17 protein-coding genes and 3 pseudogenes are annotated in these 16,918 nt (G+C 46.3%); 7 read left to right on the top strand and 13 right to left on the bottom strand.

From position 1 onward, the window contains the following. Nucleotides 1–75 precede the first annotated feature (75 nt). The 7 genes from DXB91_RS14420 to DXB91_RS06785 all read left to right on the top strand — a co-directional run bounded on the left by DXB91_RS14420 (nt 76) and on the right by DXB91_RS06785 (nt 4,280). Nucleotides 76–366 (top strand): glycosyltransferase, encoded by a 291-nt coding sequence (locus tag DXB91_RS14420; protein WP_278321122.1) that lies wholly within the window; start codon nt 76–78, stop codon nt 364–366. Between the two features lie 369 nt (nt 367–735). Beyond that, nucleotides 736–1,092, top strand: a complete 357-nt coding sequence (locus tag DXB91_RS06760) for a GntR family transcriptional regulator (protein WP_118017215.1) — start codon at nt 736–738, stop codon at nt 1,090–1,092. 30 nt (nt 1,093–1,122) lie between these two features. Further along, on the top strand, nt 1,123–1,809 hold the full coding sequence (locus DXB91_RS06765) for an ABC transporter ATP-binding protein (RefSeq protein ID WP_118017217.1): 687 nt from the start codon (nt 1,123–1,125) through the stop codon (nt 1,807–1,809). Nucleotides 1,810–1,933: 124 nt separating this feature from the next. Further along, nucleotides 1,934–2,704, top strand: a complete 771-nt coding sequence (locus DXB91_RS06770; protein ID WP_118017219.1) for an ABC transporter permease — start codon at nt 1,934–1,936, stop codon at nt 2,702–2,704. Between the two features lie 50 nt (nt 2,705–2,754). After that, nucleotides 2,755–2,943: a hypothetical protein gene (locus tag DXB91_RS06775; RefSeq protein WP_117550829.1), complete on the top strand. Its 189-nt coding sequence runs from the start codon at nt 2,755–2,757 to the stop codon at nt 2,941–2,943. 142 nt (nt 2,944–3,085) lie between these two features. Next, nucleotides 3,086–3,760, top strand: coding sequence for a DUF3793 family protein (locus DXB91_RS06780; RefSeq protein ID WP_118017221.1), 675 nt, complete (start codon nt 3,086–3,088; stop codon nt 3,758–3,760). 88 nt (nt 3,761–3,848) lie between these two features. After that, nucleotides 3,849–4,280, top strand: a complete 432-nt coding sequence (locus DXB91_RS06785; RefSeq protein ID WP_118017223.1) for a flavodoxin — start codon at nt 3,849–3,851, stop codon at nt 4,278–4,280. 204 nt (nt 4,281–4,484) lie between these two features. Here the strand turns inward: DXB91_RS06785 and DXB91_RS06790 are convergent. The 13 genes and pseudogenes from DXB91_RS06790 to DXB91_RS06855 form a co-directional block, all read right to left on the bottom strand. Continuing rightward, nucleotides 4,485–4,790, bottom strand: a pseudogene (locus DXB91_RS06790) (DUF6198 family protein); the annotation flags it as partial. Next, nucleotides 4,741–6,648: a recombinase family protein gene (locus DXB91_RS06795; RefSeq protein WP_118017227.1), complete on the bottom strand. Its 1,908-nt coding sequence runs from the start codon at nt 6,646–6,648 to the stop codon at nt 4,741–4,743. The gene DXB91_RS06795 and the pseudogene DXB91_RS06790, both read right to left, overlap by 50 nt. 54 nt (nt 6,649–6,702) lie before the next feature. Beyond that, a complete protein-coding gene (locus DXB91_RS06800; RefSeq protein ID WP_002596259.1) occupies nt 6,703–6,894 on the bottom strand; it encodes a hypothetical protein in 192 nt (63 codons plus the stop codon). A gap of 70 nt (nt 6,895–6,964) precedes the next feature. Next, complete coding sequence (locus DXB91_RS06805; RefSeq protein ID WP_002596258.1) at nt 6,965–7,195, bottom strand: YdbC family protein; 231 nt, start codon at nt 7,193–7,195, stop codon at nt 6,965–6,967. A gap of 45 nt (nt 7,196–7,240) precedes the next feature. Beyond that, nucleotides 7,241–8,095 (bottom strand): ParB/RepB/Spo0J family partition protein, encoded by an 855-nt coding sequence (locus DXB91_RS06810; protein ID WP_002596257.1) that lies wholly within the window; start codon nt 8,093–8,095, stop codon nt 7,241–7,243. A gap of 8 nt (nt 8,096–8,103) precedes the next feature. Next, the gene (gene mobV / locus DXB91_RS06815) at nt 8,104–9,069 is read right to left on the bottom strand and encodes a MobV family relaxase (protein ID WP_001820668.1); all 966 of its coding nucleotides are present in this window, start codon (nt 9,067–9,069) and stop codon (nt 8,104–8,106) included. 517 nt (nt 9,070–9,586) lie between these two features. Continuing rightward, a pseudogene (locus DXB91_RS06820) lies at nt 9,587–10,619 on the bottom strand (AAA family ATPase). Between the two features lie 154 nt (nt 10,620–10,773). Continuing rightward, nucleotides 10,774–11,248 (bottom strand): annotated as a pseudogene (locus DXB91_RS06825) (RNA polymerase sigma factor). A gap of 83 nt (nt 11,249–11,331) precedes the next feature. Beyond that, complete coding sequence (locus DXB91_RS06830; RefSeq protein WP_000323895.1) at nt 11,332–11,757, bottom strand: sigma-70 family RNA polymerase sigma factor; 426 nt, start codon at nt 11,755–11,757, stop codon at nt 11,332–11,334. A 94-nt stretch (nt 11,758–11,851) separates the two neighbouring features. After that, nucleotides 11,852–12,361: a sigma-70 family RNA polymerase sigma factor gene (locus tag DXB91_RS06835; protein WP_105116765.1), complete on the bottom strand. Its 510-nt coding sequence runs from the start codon at nt 12,359–12,361 to the stop codon at nt 11,852–11,854. Nucleotides 12,362–12,960: 599 nt separating this feature from the next. After that, entirely contained in the window at nt 12,961–14,181 is a 1,221-nt protein-coding gene (tet(40), locus tag DXB91_RS06845; RefSeq protein WP_118017386.1) for a tetracycline efflux MFS transporter Tet(40), read from the bottom strand. Between the two features lie 69 nt (nt 14,182–14,250). Then, on the bottom strand, nt 14,251–16,170 hold the full coding sequence (gene tet(O), locus DXB91_RS06850) for a tetracycline resistance ribosomal protection protein Tet(O) (protein WP_117477955.1): 1,920 nt from the start codon (nt 16,168–16,170) through the stop codon (nt 14,251–14,253). Between the two features lie 366 nt (nt 16,171–16,536). Continuing rightward, nucleotides 16,537–16,911: a TnpV protein gene (locus DXB91_RS06855; protein ID WP_001129922.1), complete on the bottom strand. Its 375-nt coding sequence runs from the start codon at nt 16,909–16,911 to the stop codon at nt 16,537–16,539. Between the last annotated feature and the right edge of the window lie 7 nt (nt 16,912–16,918).

The raw sequence follows: 16,918 nt of genomic DNA on the forward strand, positions 1-16,918 counted from the left end.
AGATTCTGAAAAAAATGCAAGGAGTTTTCTAAATAATTTGGCATTAAATTCACCAAGAGATTTTCATGGCAATTTATCTTCAGGGTATACGAGGATTACACTCATTACTTCTCGCTAAATGCAGCGTGGGGACGCAAAGTTGTGCAGAAACTTACCAGGATGTTATCATCGAGGGTGGAAGCCATGATAGCACCGAGCAGGAAGATAGAGGATGTGCTTGAAAAGTATAATGTGTTATGTCCTGTTGAGGTGATTCCATCTGGGATTGACACGGATAAATTCTCCACAGCGATATTTGCAGACAGAGTTGAGAAGCTTTATATGAATGGGTGCGAGCAGCAAGCACTGGTGCTGAGGGTTTGTTAGAAATTTAATTTGTATGAATTCTCTAGTGACTGTTGGGATAGCCATGGAAAAGATACAAAATTATCTCCAAATAGATGAAAAAGCTCTAAAAAAGAAAAAATTTTAAAAAATTATCCGTAGGACACAGAATAATGTGTTTTATGGATAATTTTTTATCTTTTAAGTGAAAACATTGTATATGAGATAAAATGTAGGTAATAAGCAAAGATGGCGAGATGACCGGATGCATGAGTTACTATTTAGATGACAAAAAACTAAAAAAATATGATTTATTAAAAAATACAGTTGACAATACTATAATACTAGTGTACTATTCAACTAGTACAGCGGTACAGCGGAGCTGGACAACATACAAGGAGGAGGTGTGTGATGGAATTTAAGACGAATATCCCCATATATCTTCAGGTCATAGAGGATATAAAGCAGAAGATCATAGCGGGCACACTGCCTTTGGGATCTAAGCTTCCGTCATCAAGAGAACTTGCCATAGAATACCAGATAAATCCGAATACTGCAGCGAGGATTTACAGCGAGATGGAGTCTATGGGGTTGTCCTATACCAGACGTGGAATAGGAACATTTGTGACGGAGGATGACAGGATCATAGACGACCTGAAAAAGGAGAGAATAGAGGAAATCATACAGAGCTTTGATGAACAGCTCACCGGTATGGGATTTTCACACGATGAGATCCTTGAACTGCTAAAAGAACACTTCGGGAAGTAAAAAGGAATAAAAAAGAAGGGAAATGATACAATGTTAAAATGCGAACATCTTGTTAAGAAGTATATCACGACCACAGCCATATCTGACCTGTCACTGGAGATTGAGCCGGGACACATATATGCGCTGCTCGGTCCGAATGGAAGTGGAAAGTCAACACTTATGAAGATCATAGCCGGTCTGGTCAAGCCGGATTCAGGAACTATCACAATAGATGGAGTGCCTATGACATACAGATCCAAGAAAGACATAGCTTATATGCCAACGGAGGCATTCTTCTTCGGATATATGAACTGTAAAGACATAGGAAAGTATTACAAAGATTTCTTTGATGACTTTGACTATGACAAATACAAGGGACTGCTTGCTGAGATGGAGCTGAATCCCGATCAGAAGGCGAAGAGCATGTCTTCAGGAATGCTTGCAAAGCTCAAGATAGCGGTTACTCTGTCCAGAGACAGCAGGATCGTTATGCTTGATGAGCCACTGAACGGAATAGACATCATAGCGAGGGAGAAGATCATCAGCACGATTGTACGGAATATATCGGATGACACAGCCGTGCTCATGTCAAGCCACCTTGTGGATGAGCTTGAGAGGATCGTGGATCACGCATTCTTTATCAAGAATGGCACCTGTGTGCTTCAGGGAGATGCAGAGGAACTGCGAGTGAGCAGGGGCAAGTCGATAGTTGATATGTATAAGGAAATATATGCATAGGAGGAACCGCTATGAACGAAGTTCATAATAGGAATCGGTTCCGACGACCTGCCCCGCTCGTGTGAGCGAGAGGGGCGATACATATTGGATAGTTAAATTTGTTGATGAAGGAGAGATAGATATTATGTTAAAGATGATGAAATATGAATACAGACGTGGAGTATTTCCACTTCTGGTGGTTATAACGGCTCTTGCGGCAGCAGAATTGCTGTTCCTGATTGGAATATTTGCAGAAAAAGATCTGCTAACTGGACTTGGTATCACCTTCCTTGTGCTGGGAGGCTGGGCTTCGTTTATGTTCGTCTTGATATATGGTGTGATAATATACAGTCAGGATCTGAAGAACAAGACTGGGTATATGGTGTTTATGACGCCAATTTCAAATTACAAGATTATCGGTGCAAAGCTGCTTTCAATCCTGCTCACCGGTGCGACACTTGTGGCCTTTCTTGGACTGCTTATAGTTGTTGATTATAACCTGCTCAAGTCACATAACGGCGGTGTAGCTGGCGTTGAGCTTGTGCTGGATGATATTCTGGGAACAAGAGGATTGTCAATAGGAAGTGTCATTGCAAATGTTGCAGGGTTCATAGTAGTAGCACTTATTCAATTCTATACAATGATCACCATAGCGTACCTCGCAGTGTCACTGTCTTCCACAGTGCTCCAGAACAAGAAGATAAAGGGCGTTGTCAGCTTTATACTTTTTGTAGCACTCTATGTGCTGGTGAGCTACATAGCATATAAGCTTCCGCACCTTGGGAAGAACGTGCAGGTGGAGACTATGCTTGACGCGATGTATAAGAATATACCGCAGCTTATTCTCTATGTTGTATGCATGATCGGCAGTTATATAGGAAGTGCGACACTGCTTACTAAGAAGATAAGCTTATAGGCGATATGCTGTAATATGAATGCGCGCGTGAAACGACAGGAGATATGAGGATGAGGAATGGTGATGTGATGAAATATTTTAGATACCTGATTACAGGAGTCTGCACAGGAGTCATAGTAGTGCTCCTTGTACCTGTGGCTGTGTGTGGGATCTGTGCATATGGTGTGTGGCGGCTGCTCAATATGGTAACAGGCGGAAATAAAGAGCCGCGCAGGACGATGATAAAGCAGAATTTATAAATGTATATTTTTAATCAACAAGATAACCCGGAGTGAGAAAATGTCTCACTCCGGGTTATTGACGTTTGGGGAGGAATCATGTAGTATTTTCATTAGAGTTAGACAAGACTAACCAAACCTATTTGTCACAAGGAGGTTTTGTATGAGTGAAAATACATGGGAGATCATGAAGGGCATGGAGCTCGGTGACGTGGAACTTCAGATGGCACTTCAATGTGCACCGGTGATAACGGGTGTCAAGGTGTCAAATCTGCTGAACATAGAACTCAGCGGATATCGTCAGATGGTGGAGATACTGAAGGACAGTGATATATGTATGTACACACTGGGAGCAACCTGTGGCAGGGTAAATGTATTTATCTACAATGCGGCAAAGCTCAGGGCATTTGTCCAGAGGGATGATGTGCAAAGACTTATGTCTGAGCTGGGATATGAGGACATGGAGCTTTCTGAGATACTTGCGGTGTTTCGTGAAAAATATCAGCAGTACTTAAAGAGCAGAGGAAGATTCACCTCAAAACAACCGGCACAGGAAGATCAGGCTTGTGGCGATGAATCTCTTGGCAAGGAGTGGTTCCCACACGAGATGGGCTTGTTGCTGGGATACCCGCCAGAGGATGTGGAGGGGTTTATTCTGCAGAACGGAAGAAATGCACTTTGCTCCGGTTATTGGAAGGTATATGAGGATGCTGAATCAAAGCGGAGAACATTTCATATATTTGAATGTGCGGAAGAGAGACTTATTCAATTTCTTTCAAATGGACTGCATATGAGAGATATCATGGGGATGTACACGGCGAGCAGAAACGCGGCGTAGAAGTATATGGAAAGATGCAGTTAAACACAGTTTACAAGGATGTATAGGGTAAATCTCTATAACATATAATTTCATAAGGAGGATTATTATGAGCAAAATTAATATCGTATTCTGGACACAGGGCGGAAATACACAGATGATGGCAGAGGCTATCGCGGACGGCGTGAGAGAGGCCGGAAAGGAAGCAGATGTAGTATTCGTAAGCAGCATCACGCCTGATGCTCTCAAGGATGAACCAGTATTTGCACTTGGATGCCCGGCTATGGGAGCTGAGGTTCTTGAGGAGGCTGAGATGGAGCCATTCGTTGCTGAGGTTGAGGGATTTGCTTCAGGCAAGAAGATCGCACTCTTCGGTTCATACGGCTGGGGAGATGGCGAGTGGATGCGCGACTGGGAGGCGAGAATGCAGTCAGCAGGCGCAGAACTCGTAGGTGGAGCCGGACTTATGTGCCATGAGACACCTGACGCAGAAGGCCTTGAGGAGTGTAAGGAGCTTGGACGCCAGCTGGCAAATGCCTGATTGACGGACGGCACGGACGATAAAAAATAACCATATATATGCAGTCACGTTCGGCTTCCATTGATTCGACCAGTTACATATGCATGCGGCTACGCAAACGATAAGGGCGTTGTTTGCTTCGCCTTAGCAGGTAACTGATCGAACCAATGGAGCCTTCACTACCGACTGCCATATATCTGGTTCTTTTTTGTGTTGAATTTGTTCTTAGCGTCCTGCATACTGGGCGTTATGGCTGCCGTGGCGCTTAATGTGTGCTGTTATGTATGGAGCTATTGTAACATGTTTGTCCATGACATTTCCAACTATGGCGATTCCCTTGCCCATGGTGAAGGCAGCTAGGACTGTGCCGATTCCCAGACCGTAGATATGACCGAGGATAAAACCTGTCATGGCAGCTGTCGTTGCAAGGCAGATCACATCAAACGAAATCTTAATCTTGGAATATTTTGCCGATATAATCTCAGACAGCTCTCTTGGGAAAAGGTCTGTCGGGATGATTGGAAGTCCACATCAGTCGGTCATTTTTTGCGGACAGTTCAATACATGCCTGTCTGTTTCGCTCCCTGCTCCTGCGTTTGCTCTCGTTTGATTTCTCCCTCTGTATCTTCTTGGCACAAGCAGGACAATACTTCGATATGCCAGAGCGGGGAACATATTCAACACCGCACACCGTACAATTCTTAGGCTTTAACGCAGTCCACCGCTTTGTCGGTGTGATATGTAATTCACCGACAAAGCCGATGAATTTATAATAAATCTTGATTTCCTGCCGCACCATTCCGTCTGTAAGTTTCTCACGTTCCGAAACAAGTATCTTGTCTATAAGTGCGTTTATGATGGTTGCGTCCAGTTCCTTAATGCCTTGATAGTTGCGGATTAGGGAGAGGAAATCACGGACACCCTGCGTCTTCTCATAGCTGTCGCTGAGCGTTTCCGTTACCTCTTTCAGCCTTGCTTCAATTTCAAGCTGTTCTTTCTGGTATTTTCCCGACATCATCTCAAAATTCCGCTCGGTAATACGCTCCATCACCTTATCTTCATAGAGTGAGGAAAACAGCCTGTCCAGTTCTGCAAGGCGTTTGTTCAGTTTTCTTTGCTCCTTTTCCAGTGCCTTTGCCTTGCTCTGGTCTGTTTCCGTGAGCCGCTTTTCAATCGCCCTCACTGCCTTTTCATCATTGACTGCCATATCCGCAAATCGGTTGATGTCGGTGAGGACAGCGTTGAACAAGTCCCTCGCTTCAATGCTGTGTGCGGTACACATGATATTACCGTATCTGCCATAATTATTGCAGGAATATTGTACGCAGTCGATGATGTCGGGGCGTTTCCTCCTGTTGGCACTCATAGCCCGCATCGCATAGCCGCAGTCCGCACACTTAATAACGCCTGCAAAGATGTTCTCAAAGCCGCCCTTGTTTTCTGGTAATCTGCGGCTTGTAATAAGCTGCTGTACGGTATCAAATTCCTCCTGCGTGACTATCCCCTCATGGGTGTCTGGTATCACTTCCCATTCTTCGGGCAGCTTAGAGGGGCGTTTCTTGCTTTTCATGTTGGCGGCAATCCGCTTGTAGCCTGCAAGGTTTCCCGCATATATCGGGCTTCTTAAAATGCCCCTTACGCTGTTCTCGCTCCAAATATAACGGTTCTCCTCATTCTCCTCAAAATACCTCTCATAGCCTGTTGCCCCCTGCTCCGCCGCATAAGCGGCGGGGCGTAAGATATGCTGTTTGTTGATGTGCTTGCGGATTTTGGCGATTCCGTTGCCCGCTAACGCAAGGTCAAATATTTCCCTTACCACATGGGCAACTTTGTCATCTATCAGCAGATGGTTGTGGTCGGCGGGGTCTTTGACGTAACCGTATGGTGCTGTCGTCCCCATGAATTTCCCCTGCTGAAACCTCGCTCGGTACGCCGATTTTATCTTGACCGACACATCGGCGGAATACATTTCGTTTAGGATGTTGCGGAAAGGCGTGATGTCCATAGCGGATTTATTGAGCGTGTCCACGCCGTCATTGACCGCTATATACCTCACATTATGCTCTGGGAAAAACACTTCCAGATACAGTCCGCAATCAAGATAGTTCCTCCCCAGACGAGATAAATCTTTCGTGATAACGCAGTTTATCAGACCGCTTTCAATGTCCTTAATCATGTTCTGGAAACTTGGTCTTTGGAAATTTGTACCAGAGTAACCGTCGTCCACATACGTTTTTGCTAAGTGCCATCCCTGCTTTTTCACATAATCCGTGAGGATGGATTTCTGTGTCGCAATGCTCGCACTCTCGTTATCCGTGCCATCGTCTTTTGACAAGCGGCAGTACATGCCGACTTCATAAATCTTGTTCTCCATTCTTATTCCTGCCATACTGTAAAACCTCCATATCTGTCCTATCTGTTTTCATGTTCCATTGCGTACATTCTAAGCGGACAGCCCCTCATTGTCGAAGGTGTCGCCCTCGGCAATCTTCTTCCGAATATCCTCGGAAATAATCGGGATAAACGCTTCTGTGACTGTCTGCGTGCCGACATATTCACGGCTGATTATCATCTGAACTGGTGCTTTCGGCACGATACGCTTTCTCTTTTTATCTGCTTTCTTATCCTCGCCCATACTTAAATCTTCCTTTCCAGACAGGGCAGGAGAACGTCTGGAAACGCCCCGCCCTGTCAATCAGATACCATCAATCCCCGCTGTTTACTTCTTTCTGTAATGCTTCAAGGAGTGCTGCTGCTTCATCAGCGTTCAACGTGATACCCTTTCCGCACTTCTCACGGTTCGGGGAAAAGCTGCGGATGTCATATTTCGGCTCTCTTCCGTTCCATGAGATAAGATTGATTTCTTTTGTGTAGCCGCTGTCGCCCTTAGACAATACGGCGATTTCCTTTACAATCTCATACTGGATTTCTTTCATTCTTCATACCTCAATTTTCTGCATTTACCTCCCGAAAAGAGAAGATTAGCGGCTGTCCCTGCCCCGTTTCCTCTGCAATTCACGCTCCAAAAGTTTAATGATGGTTTCCTCCATCTGCTTCGGCGTTGTGTTCTTCGGAAAATACTTTTTCAGCTTGCTTGTGTTGATTTTCAAGGTTTCTTTCTGGTTTCCCTTTTCCTCCGTCATAATTGCAAATATCGTATCCATGTCAAGCCGCCCGCTCTGGCTTAGGCTTTTCATCCGCTGTGCCTGTGAGAGTGAGGGCGTTGCTTCTTCGCTCTCCATCGTGGCAAAGAGGTTTTCCTGCTCGTCTTTCTTCAAAAAGGACAGTTCCACCGCAGGCGTGAGGGCGATTTTCCCCTCGTCCACCATCCGCAAAATCGGCGGTATCAGTTCCGTCAAACGGATAAATCTTTGTACGGTCATCCTGCCTACGCCGAAGCCCTGTGCCACCTTGTCGTCCGTCCGCAACTTCGTCACAACTTGTGACGAGGTTAAGTCTGTGCGGAAACCCTGCCGCTTCATGGCTTCGGATTTCATCTTGTAGGCAAACGCCCGCTCTGATGGCAGGATATTCTCACGCTGTAAATTACTGTCTACAAGGGTGATGATGGCTCGGTCACGGTCTAAGGGCAGGACAAACGCAGGCACGGTATTTATCCCTGCAAGTTCAGACGCACGGACACGCCGCTGCCCTGCAATCACTTCATAGCCGTTCCCGTCCTCTTTCGGGCGTGTGATTATCGGCGTGACAATGCCAAATTCCTTGATGCTTTCCGCTAATTCTGACAGCGTTTCATCCTCTGCCACATGAAACGGATTGTCGGGAAACGGGTACAAGTCTTTGGTCTTTAACACCTTAAAATCCTGTTTCTTCATTCACATATCTACCTTTCTTTCGCTCTGCTTCTATGATTTTTCTGCAATTCTTCCAACACTTCGGGCGGTATTTTTGACAGCAGCCGCCCCATCTGCTCGTTGGTTCTCTGCAATTCAAATATCTTCTGATTCGCTTTCTGCACCTTTAGTTCCTGCTCGTACTTTTCATCACGCATACGCCCCGCATAGTCTGATTCCTGCCCAATTCTCTCTTTCAAACTGTCGATATACGCCTGCTGTTTCCCGATTTCCTTAGAGAATTTCTCCACGTCTGGCAGCCATGCAGAGAGTAAATCTAACGCTTTATCCCTTTTCTTCCCTGCGTTAAAGGCGTTGATGTCGGATAGGGCAGACACGATTTCTTCATACTGTTTATCAAGCCTGCCGCCTAATTTATAGAGCCATGTGGGGACGTGTTTCCGCTTGGTTTCCATTGAGGACTGCCCCCGTTCAAGCTGATTCCACCGTGAGGACATCCGCTCATGGTAGGCGGTCTGCCACTCGGATAATGATTTCTGGTTGCCTAAGATAGCTTTCGCTGACAGCTTATTGTCTGGCGTAATCGGCACAAAGCAGAGGTGCATATGGGGCGTTCTCTCGTCCATATGGACGACAGCGGAGAGGATATTCTGCTTTCCAACACGCTCCGAAATGAAGTCAAGAGCCGTCTGGAAATACGCTTTTTGTTCTTCGGGCGGTAACTGGTTCATAAATTCTGGTGAAGCTGTGATGAGCGTTTCCACCATCATCACGCTGTCTTTCCTTGTCCTGCACCCCGCTTCGGCTACCATGCGGTTAATCTCTTTCTTGTAGGTGTACTTTGGTGGTGCTATGAGATGGTAATTGTTTTTAGAGCGTTCCATATCTATATCTGGGTTGCTTTTGTAGGCTTCTTTCTTCCGCTCGTTGTGGCGTTCACAAGCCGCAACGCCGCCCGCTTTTCGTTTCTGGAAACGCAGGATTGCATAAGGCATAGGCGGATTCCTCCTTTCTTTCGGCGGGTGACCGTCCTTTGGGGTGACAGCGGTGACGGTGGTGACAGCAGTTTTGGGATACCCCCTGCCGACTGCCGCAACTGTCACCCTCACCCCCTGCATGACGGTCATGTCGATGATGACGGTGTTTTTGGGATACCCCCCTCGCAAGAGCCGTCACCGTCATGCCGCCATTCTTTTATCCGAAGCCGTAAGGCGTAGGATAGCAGGGCACAGCCCTGCCTTAAGGGAGTCCAGAGGGAACGTCTGGCACACGACTTTGCAGGGCAAAGTGTAGTGTGTTACACCCTGTAAACGCAGTCGGAAAAATCGGAATGATTTTTCTGACCGCAGGGGTGGTTTTACACGACCGAAAAGGGCGAGTAAATCTCACGCCTGCATTTTGCGTTTACGGGGTGTTCTCCCGTAGGGATGACAGCGGCAGGGTATCCTAAAATCACTGTCACCACCGTCACTGCTGTCACCCGCAGGGCAGAGCCGCCAGCTTTACATGGCTTTAAGCGTCAATGACAGTAACAGGGGGGTATCCTAATATCGCTGTCACCACCATCACCGCTGTCACCCGCCCTCCTTGCAAGGGCAATCCGCCTGCCGTCTTTCCTGCGGCTGTACTGGTAGCAGATACGGTTCTCGCTTAAAAATGTGGTGCGGTATTCATTCAGCCATTTCGTAATCACCGTGGGTATGGTTTCCGTTTCCCCCATAGCGGCTAACAGTTCCGTTGCCGTGCCTATCCATTCTTCCTTATCCCTCATAAAATCCACCAACCGAAAAAGGACATCTGGTATCGTTTCTTTCGCAAGCTGCTCCTGCGTTTTCCGCTCCACAAGCTCCCAACGGCAATCACGGAAACGCAGCGTGTATTCCTGATAAGGCGTGTCCCTGCCCGTCACATACAGCTTGGCGGTGTCAGACGCACGTTTCTCCTTTTCCAGAACAAAGGTAGCGTCCGCACTCCCCGTTAATCCTGTCGTCCCAGACACCTTGTTGAACACGTCGCTGTCATTCTGCTTTCGGATGTGGTGTACGACAATGACCGCCAGAGAGTGCCTGTCGGCAAAGTCTTTGATGAGGGAGATGTCCCCATAGTCGCTTGCATAGGCATTGTCTTTTGAAGCTGTACGGACTTTCTGCAAGGTATCAATGACAATGAGCCTGCTGTCTGGGTAATCTTTCAGATAATCTTCAAGCTGCACGATAAGACCGTCTGACAGCTTGCAGCTTGCCACGGCAAAGTGGAGCCGCCCGCTTGCTTCGTCCGTCAAACGAAATAACCTGTCCTGTATGCGGCAGAACGTGTCCTCAAGGCAGAGGTAAAGCACATCGCCCTCCATTGTCGGCATATCCCATAAAGGGATTCCCTGCGACACGCATAAGCATAGCTTCAGCATGAGCCAGCTTTTGCCTATCTTCTGTGAGCCGCAGAACAGCGATAAGCCTGTCGGGATAAGGCTGTCCACCACAAAGGATGGTTTCTCAAGCGGTTCATAAAGGAGCGTTTCGGCGTTGACTGTCTGTAACTTCTGCATGGCTTTCCTCCTTTCGGGCGGTGTCTTTGTTTTCGTTGCACATAGGCGTTGACCTCCTTAAAAATAGATTTACTCCCACGGAAAAAAGTGAGAGTATGTAATGCCGCCAATCCCACACAAATAAAAAACAGATTTCTTTTTCGGGCGGTGTCGGTCACGGTTGGAGATATTTCTTCAATTTCCGCCTTTACTTTCTCCTTTGCAATCGCAACAGATTTCTGTATTGCCGAAGCGGTGCAATGCTCCATAGCGGCGATTTGGTAAAAATTGAACTCATACTCGTAGTAGAGCAGGAAACGCCGCCTTTGTATCTCTGGAAGGCTCCCAACCGCCTTATAGAGCGTTTCATTCCGTTCTTCCTCAACCATGCGTTCATCAAGGCTCTTAGGCACACGCAACGCCCGTCTGTAAAGGGTTTCGTCCCATACCTCGTTAAACTCCCTGTGCCGCTCGTCCCATTAGAAAAGATTCCTGTTCCTGCGCTCCATCTGCCGAAACTCCATAAAGAACTGTTCCGACACTTCCAACTCGTGGGATTTGCCCTGCCCGTCCTTAAAGCTGATAAAATACCTTGTGCCGCTTTCCGTGGATTCCTCCCGAAGCGTGTATGCCTTAACCCTGTATGCCATCCTGTTGTCCTCCTGCAAAAAATGAGTGAGGGGATTTCCATCCCTCACCCAGTAGCCCGCAGGATGGCAGGCTGTTTTAGAAGCTATAAAATTTTCCGCAGCTTCTTCCGCAGATGGTCTAACCTCGCATAGATGGCACCAGTCGTCAAATGCACAAGCGGGGCAATCTCCTTTGTGGAATACCCCTGCATTTTCAGCAGGACGATTTTCAAGGTACGCCCGTCCACCGTGACTAATACTTGATAGAGATTTTCGCTCTCAATCTCTTCCAGTAACTCCGCAACCGTACCCACTTCCGCCTGCCGCTCCCTGCCTGCCATGTCCTCAAGATATTCCGCAACGTCATTCGTCCATCGGTAAAACCGCCTGTTGGAATTGAAGTCTGCCCTGTCCGCCATGCGTATCTGCTCAATGGTCGCTTCATCAACGCCGCACTCACGCAGCAGCTTTTCCTCCGCTTCTTTCCAGATACGCCATTTCCTGTCCTCCCGTCCGTGGTTGTATGCCATTCTTACTTCCTCCAATCAGAATTGATTGAGAGGGCAGAGAAAAGCCCCCTCATCTTCCCAAAGGAAAAAACAAGGGGGCTGAACGCCTTAAATTTTAATTTTCTATTATCTTTCTTAGTTTTATTAGGATTCTGGCTTTGCGTTTGTTTACAACGCTCTGGGTTATGCCCAACCTCGCCCCGACTTCACGCTCGGAAAGTCCGTCAAAAAAGATTGCCTGTATCAGCTCCTGTTCACTATCCGACAGCAAAGGCAGGGCGGCTTTCAGCCTGTCCACCATGACCGCATTGACAACGGTTTCTGCAATGTCCACCGCTTCATCAGTGATAAAGTCCAGAGGATTCCCCTCGCTGTCCGTAAATCCGTCGAGAGATAGCAGTCTATTCTTTGTATCTAATTTTTGCAGATAACGCCACCGTTCCTTGTCACGGTAGAAGTCTGTGTATTGCTCCCTCACGACTTCAAGCAGACAGCCTTGAATGGGGATAAACAGCTTGTCCATATAGGTCTGGTCGGATTCCCTGCAACGGCAGAACTCCGTGTAGGATAATTCCACATAGCCGCCACTTTCTCTGATATATACCTTTCTTGGTGCATATTTCACCATAAATACCTCCCATCTGAATTTTTGAAATGTAAAAAATCCAGATGGAGAGGCGGAGAACGACACCGCATATCAGAAACAGCCCTACGGCACTTTCCAACAAAAATCGACAAAAGAAAAACCGCAAAGGCTCTGTGACCTTTACGGTTATAGGAAATAGTAATTCTATTGTATGGAGATTGTACTTCTACTTTCAAGGTGAGAAGTACCGTTGCACTGGCAGAAATTTTTTTAACTGGTTTCCTGCCGTTCTCTGATATGCTATGTATTGATAAATTTTGCTTCGTATGAGCAGATAGATAACTGCCCGAAAAAAGGACATAAAAAAATCCCTCCAAATTTAAAAACAAATTCAGAGGGTAATTTAGGGTATAACAAAATAACCCACCCGAATATCGTTTTTTTTATTTGGTGAGTTTGTTCTTTCAAATACGAAACAAATGCTCATGTACGGTAAAGTATCACAAGAAAATTATGTCGAATTGACAGCCGCCTCCGCTATACCGAATAAGGAAATAAAGAGTCCTCAAATTTTGCGCTACTAAATGAAGACGAGCGGAAGTAATCTCCCGCTCGTCAGTAAACTTAACTATGCCATATCAATCCCGCTTCTTTCCCGCCACCGGCACTAAGAACAGCGCGGGCAACAGCAGGAAAGCGGTACAGACCAGCCCCCAGGGTATGGACACCTGCTGGGCTACCAGCCCCACAATAGGCCCGCCGATGATCTGCCCGAAAGAGTCCAGCTGTCCGCTGGTGGAAAAGACTGTGGCGCGCATTTTCTCATCCACCTGGTCGTTCATCCAGGCGGCCAGCACAGGCTCCTTGATGGTGCGCATAAGCCCCGCCAGCAGGAACACCAACAACATGAACCAAAAGCTCCGCCCCACCGCGAAGAGAACCAGGAACAGGATATACCCGGCGCTGGTGGACATGACCACACTGGTTCGGCTGACAGTCCCTTTTTTCTCCATGCGGGCGATGAGCAACTGAGAAGCCAGAATACCTAAGCCGTTGCCGATAAGACTGATAACACCGAACCAAGTGACGCTGTTCAGCGGCCCGATAACGGGTATTACCGTGTCATCCAGAAAATGAGCGGTGGAGAGCCGGTCAAAGCCTTCACTGGCAAGTCCCCCGCATAGTGTGATTGCTAAGAGCGCCAGCAACACAGGTGCGCCTTTCACAAAGCCCAGGTTGAGCTTGAACAGGCAGACAAAGTCTTTAAGCAAGCCCTGCCGTTCCTCAATAGCAGGGGAGAAGTTGGTTTCTGGCATGATGCGACCCAACACCAGCCCCAACAACAAGCACAAACTGCCCCCCAAGATGAGAGGCATTTGCAGGTTTATGTTTCCCAGCAGTGTGCCCAGCACCACGCCCAGAACGCCGCCGATTTGCCCCATTTGACTGCCCCGCAGGAACACCTTGTCTATGGGTTTGTCCTCTTCCTCCGAGGCAATCCACGCCTCCAGAGCGCCGGTGATGAAGGTATCACCGCAACCCCAGACAACCTGGGCCAGCAGAACCGGCGCGAACCACGGTAGCGCACCCTCCATCAGAAAGCCCAGGCCGTAGAGGAACATTCCAATCAGCACCGAGCGCCGACGGCTATACAAATCCGCCACCACACCGGTGGGCATCTCGAACAGAAAGCAGGAGGTCTCCTGAACCGTCCCTACCAGGACAAGCTGGAAAGCATCCAGCTGCACCACCTCCAGGTGGTACACGATGGAAAGCACTGTGGACATAGAAACCGCCAGGGAACAGACAAATCGGAACAGCAGGTAGACAGAATATGCCTTTGAATTTTTAGCAAACATGAAGTTACATTTCATCATAATTAGTCTCTAATCCTTTCAAATCTCATTTTATATGACTTTTGCAAGCTGTTAAGCTAACTTGTGGAACATATGCCGAACCTTATCTATACGGCTATTCGGGCGGCGGGGTTGGCAAATAAATTTACCAATAGCTGGCTGGTATCCTTTTAACTCTGTCAAGCAGACTCCCTGCCCATTTGTGAAATAAGTTAAATCGTTCCTGTATTCTTGAATACATCTAGCAGGGATTTCTCCTTTCAGAATGACCTCGTCATTCTTTATCTGAGTACTTACAATATCTGCACAATACCTTGGAGCATCATGATACGCCCGTGAGAGATATTCCTGCGGTGCATAAATTTCAAAGTGGAGATATGGCTCTAATAGTTCTGTCCCTGCTTTTTTTAAAGCCTGCTCCAATACGATAGGGGAAAGCAGCCGAAAGTCTGCGGGGGTACTTACAGGACTATAATACAATCCATATTCAAAACAGATTTTACAGTCTGTTACTTTCCATCCATACAGCCCCTGCTCGCAGCCATAAAGAACCCCCTCCATAACCGCATTTTGGAACGATTGATTTAAATATCCAAGTGAAACTCTGCTTTCATACTGCACTCCGCTTCCAATAGGGAGCGGCTCTATGGACAACCCGACAGAAGCCCAGAAAGGATTTGGCGGGACTTCTATGTGGATGGTATATTCTGCTTTTCTAAGCGGTCTTTCCATATATATAACAGTAGGCTCTTTTATTTCTGCCTCCACATGATATTTTTCCTCAAGGATGGCACAAATGACTTCCATCTGCACATTCCCCAAAAAAGAAAGTATAATCTCATGCGTTGTAGTATCCACATAATATTTTAAAAGAGGGTCGCCATCTGAAATTTCTGTAAGTGCCCCAAGCAATATTTCCCGCTGTTCAGGTTTCTTTACTGCAATCGTTGTTTGGAGCATAGGGAGAGGATTTTCAATAAATTTTCTCTGCGGCAACAGCATTTCGTTCCCCAAAATACTGTTTAGCTGCAAAACATCATTTGGTAAAATTACAATATCACCAGAGCAGGCTGTATCGGATGGATATAATTCACCGTTTGTCGGAACACACATCTCTGTGATTTTTATTTTCTCTTTTTCAGATATTCTAATAACATCCCTCAAATGCAATGTTCCGCTATATATACGCACATAAACAAAACGCCGCCTTTTCTCTGAATATTCAATCTTAAAAACCTGCCCGCATAATTCAGATTGACCTTCAGGCGTTGATGAATAAAATTTACTGGCAATCACTTCTATAAGCTGCCGAATCCCCAGATTGTTTTTAGCGCTTCCGTGATAAACGGGAAATAACGTTCCGTTTTGGAATCTCCTGTTTTCTTCCTGTTCCAGTTCTGACATTTTAAACGGTTTCCCTGACATATATTTCTCTAATAGTTCATCGTTTCCCATAATTACCGCATCCCACTGTTCCATATCGTCATTGTCCGTTACATTTATATGGGGATGCTGCCCAACCTTTTGCTTCACTATAATTTCCGAAGAAAGCTTTGCTTTCATTTCCCGATATACCATTGGCAAATCAATCCCCTCTTGGTCAATTTTATTGATGAAAAAGATTGTCGGAATCTTCATTGTCTGTAGTGCATGAAACAGTATACGGGTCTGTGCCTGTATGCCATCCTTTGCAGAAACTAATAATACTGCTCCGTCTAAAACGGATAAAGAACGGTATACTTCCGCCAAAAAATCCATATGGCCTGGCGTATCTATAATGTTGACTTTTACATCCTCCCACTGAAAAGATGTCACTGCTGTCTGGATAGTGATTCCCCTTTGACGCTCCAAATTCATTGTATCTGTCCTTGTTGTGCCTTCATCTACGCTCCCTAGTTCTGCAATTGCACCACTGGTATATAATAAACTTTCCGTTAATGTTGTCTTTCCTGCGTCAACGTGAGCCAGAATGCCTAAGTTAATTATTTTCATGTGATTTTCCTCCTATCAACACCCAAAAAAGGGCATAAAAATACCCAGTGATAAATACTCCTATCACTGGGTAAATAACTCCAATAGCCCCAAAACACTTATATGTTTTCGGGCATATAAAATTACATGATAAAAGTATTCTTAAACTGGGTACAAAAAACTAAGCCCCATATTAAAAGTGAAACGGGACTGCTACTTTTTGTTCCCACTATCAAATTGACAGTTTATTTAAGAATACCTTGCCGCATATTTATTAACTCCTTGTATAAAACTGAATCTAATTATATTCCTTAACCCTTTATTTGTCAAGCTGACAAACTAAAGCAGAAAAAGCGGCAGGATTTCCCCCTGCCACTAATCATCTGTTTATGCAAAAATAATTTCCTTTTCCACAATCTCCCTCGCACAAGCCCTTATGTTATTGAGGCATCCTGTCCATTCTAAGGCGTTTTCTGCCTTTAGCTGTTCCGTTATGCCCTGTGCCTGTTTCATACCCTCTATGAGCCTTTCAAAGCGTTCCTGTGCCTGTCTGTTGATGTCGGCAAGGTAGGCGTTTAGCCTGCCGCTTGTAAGAAGATTGGTGTATGTAACTTTACGGTACTGTTTTAGATAATCTAAATGCCGTTGCCCCCAGATGCCTATTGCCTGTTCTTCTTCGGCGGGTACAGTTAAGCACGGTATCAAATAATCCCCTTGCCTTTCGTATTTGCCGCCCAGTTCCTCAAATAATGATTTTGCCATTGTCTGT

Source organism: Coprococcus sp. OM06-34AC, from assembly GCF_003462545.1.
GTDB classification, from domain to species: Bacteria; Bacillota; Clostridia; order Lachnospirales; family Lachnospiraceae; genus Coprococcus; species Coprococcus aceti.

Bases quoted from the DNA above. Each gene is read 5' to 3' on its own strand.
- DXB91_RS06760 (WP_118017215.1), top strand. From the start codon at position 736: ATGGAATTTAAGACGAATATCCCCATATATCTTCAGGTCATAGAGGAT.
- DXB91_RS06765 (WP_118017217.1), top strand. From the start codon at position 1,123: ATGTTAAAATGCGAACATCTTGTTAAGAAGTATATCACGACCACAGCC.
- DXB91_RS06770 (WP_118017219.1), top strand. From the start codon at position 1,934: ATGTTAAAGATGATGAAATATGAATACAGACGTGGAGTATTTCCACTT.
- DXB91_RS06775 (WP_117550829.1), top strand. From the start codon at position 2,755: ATGAGGAATGGTGATGTGATGAAATATTTTAGATACCTGATTACAGGA.
- DXB91_RS06780 (WP_118017221.1), top strand. From the start codon at position 3,086: ATGAGTGAAAATACATGGGAGATCATGAAGGGCATGGAGCTCGGTGAC.
- DXB91_RS06785 (WP_118017223.1), top strand. From the start codon at position 3,849: ATGAGCAAAATTAATATCGTATTCTGGACACAGGGCGGAAATACACAG.
- DXB91_RS06795 (WP_118017227.1), bottom strand. From the start codon at position 6,648: ATGGCAGGAATAAGAATGGAGAACAAGATTTATGAAGTCGGCATGTAC.
- DXB91_RS06800 (WP_002596259.1), bottom strand. From the start codon at position 6,894: ATGGGCGAGGATAAGAAAGCAGATAAAAAGAGAAAGCGTATCGTGCCG.
- DXB91_RS06805 (WP_002596258.1), bottom strand. From the start codon at position 7,195: ATGAAAGAAATCCAGTATGAGATTGTAAAGGAAATCGCCGTATTGTCT.
- DXB91_RS06810 (WP_002596257.1), bottom strand. From the start codon at position 8,095: ATGAAGAAACAGGATTTTAAGGTGTTAAAGACCAAAGACTTGTACCCG.
- mobV (WP_001820668.1), bottom strand. From the start codon at position 9,069: ATGCCTTATGCAATCCTGCGTTTCCAGAAACGAAAAGCGGGCGGCGTT.
- DXB91_RS06830 (WP_000323895.1), bottom strand. From the start codon at position 11,757: ATGGCATACAACCACGGACGGGAGGACAGGAAATGGCGTATCTGGAAA.
- DXB91_RS06855 (WP_001129922.1), bottom strand. From the start codon at position 16,911: ATGGCAAAATCATTATTTGAGGAACTGGGCGGCAAATACGAAAGGCAA.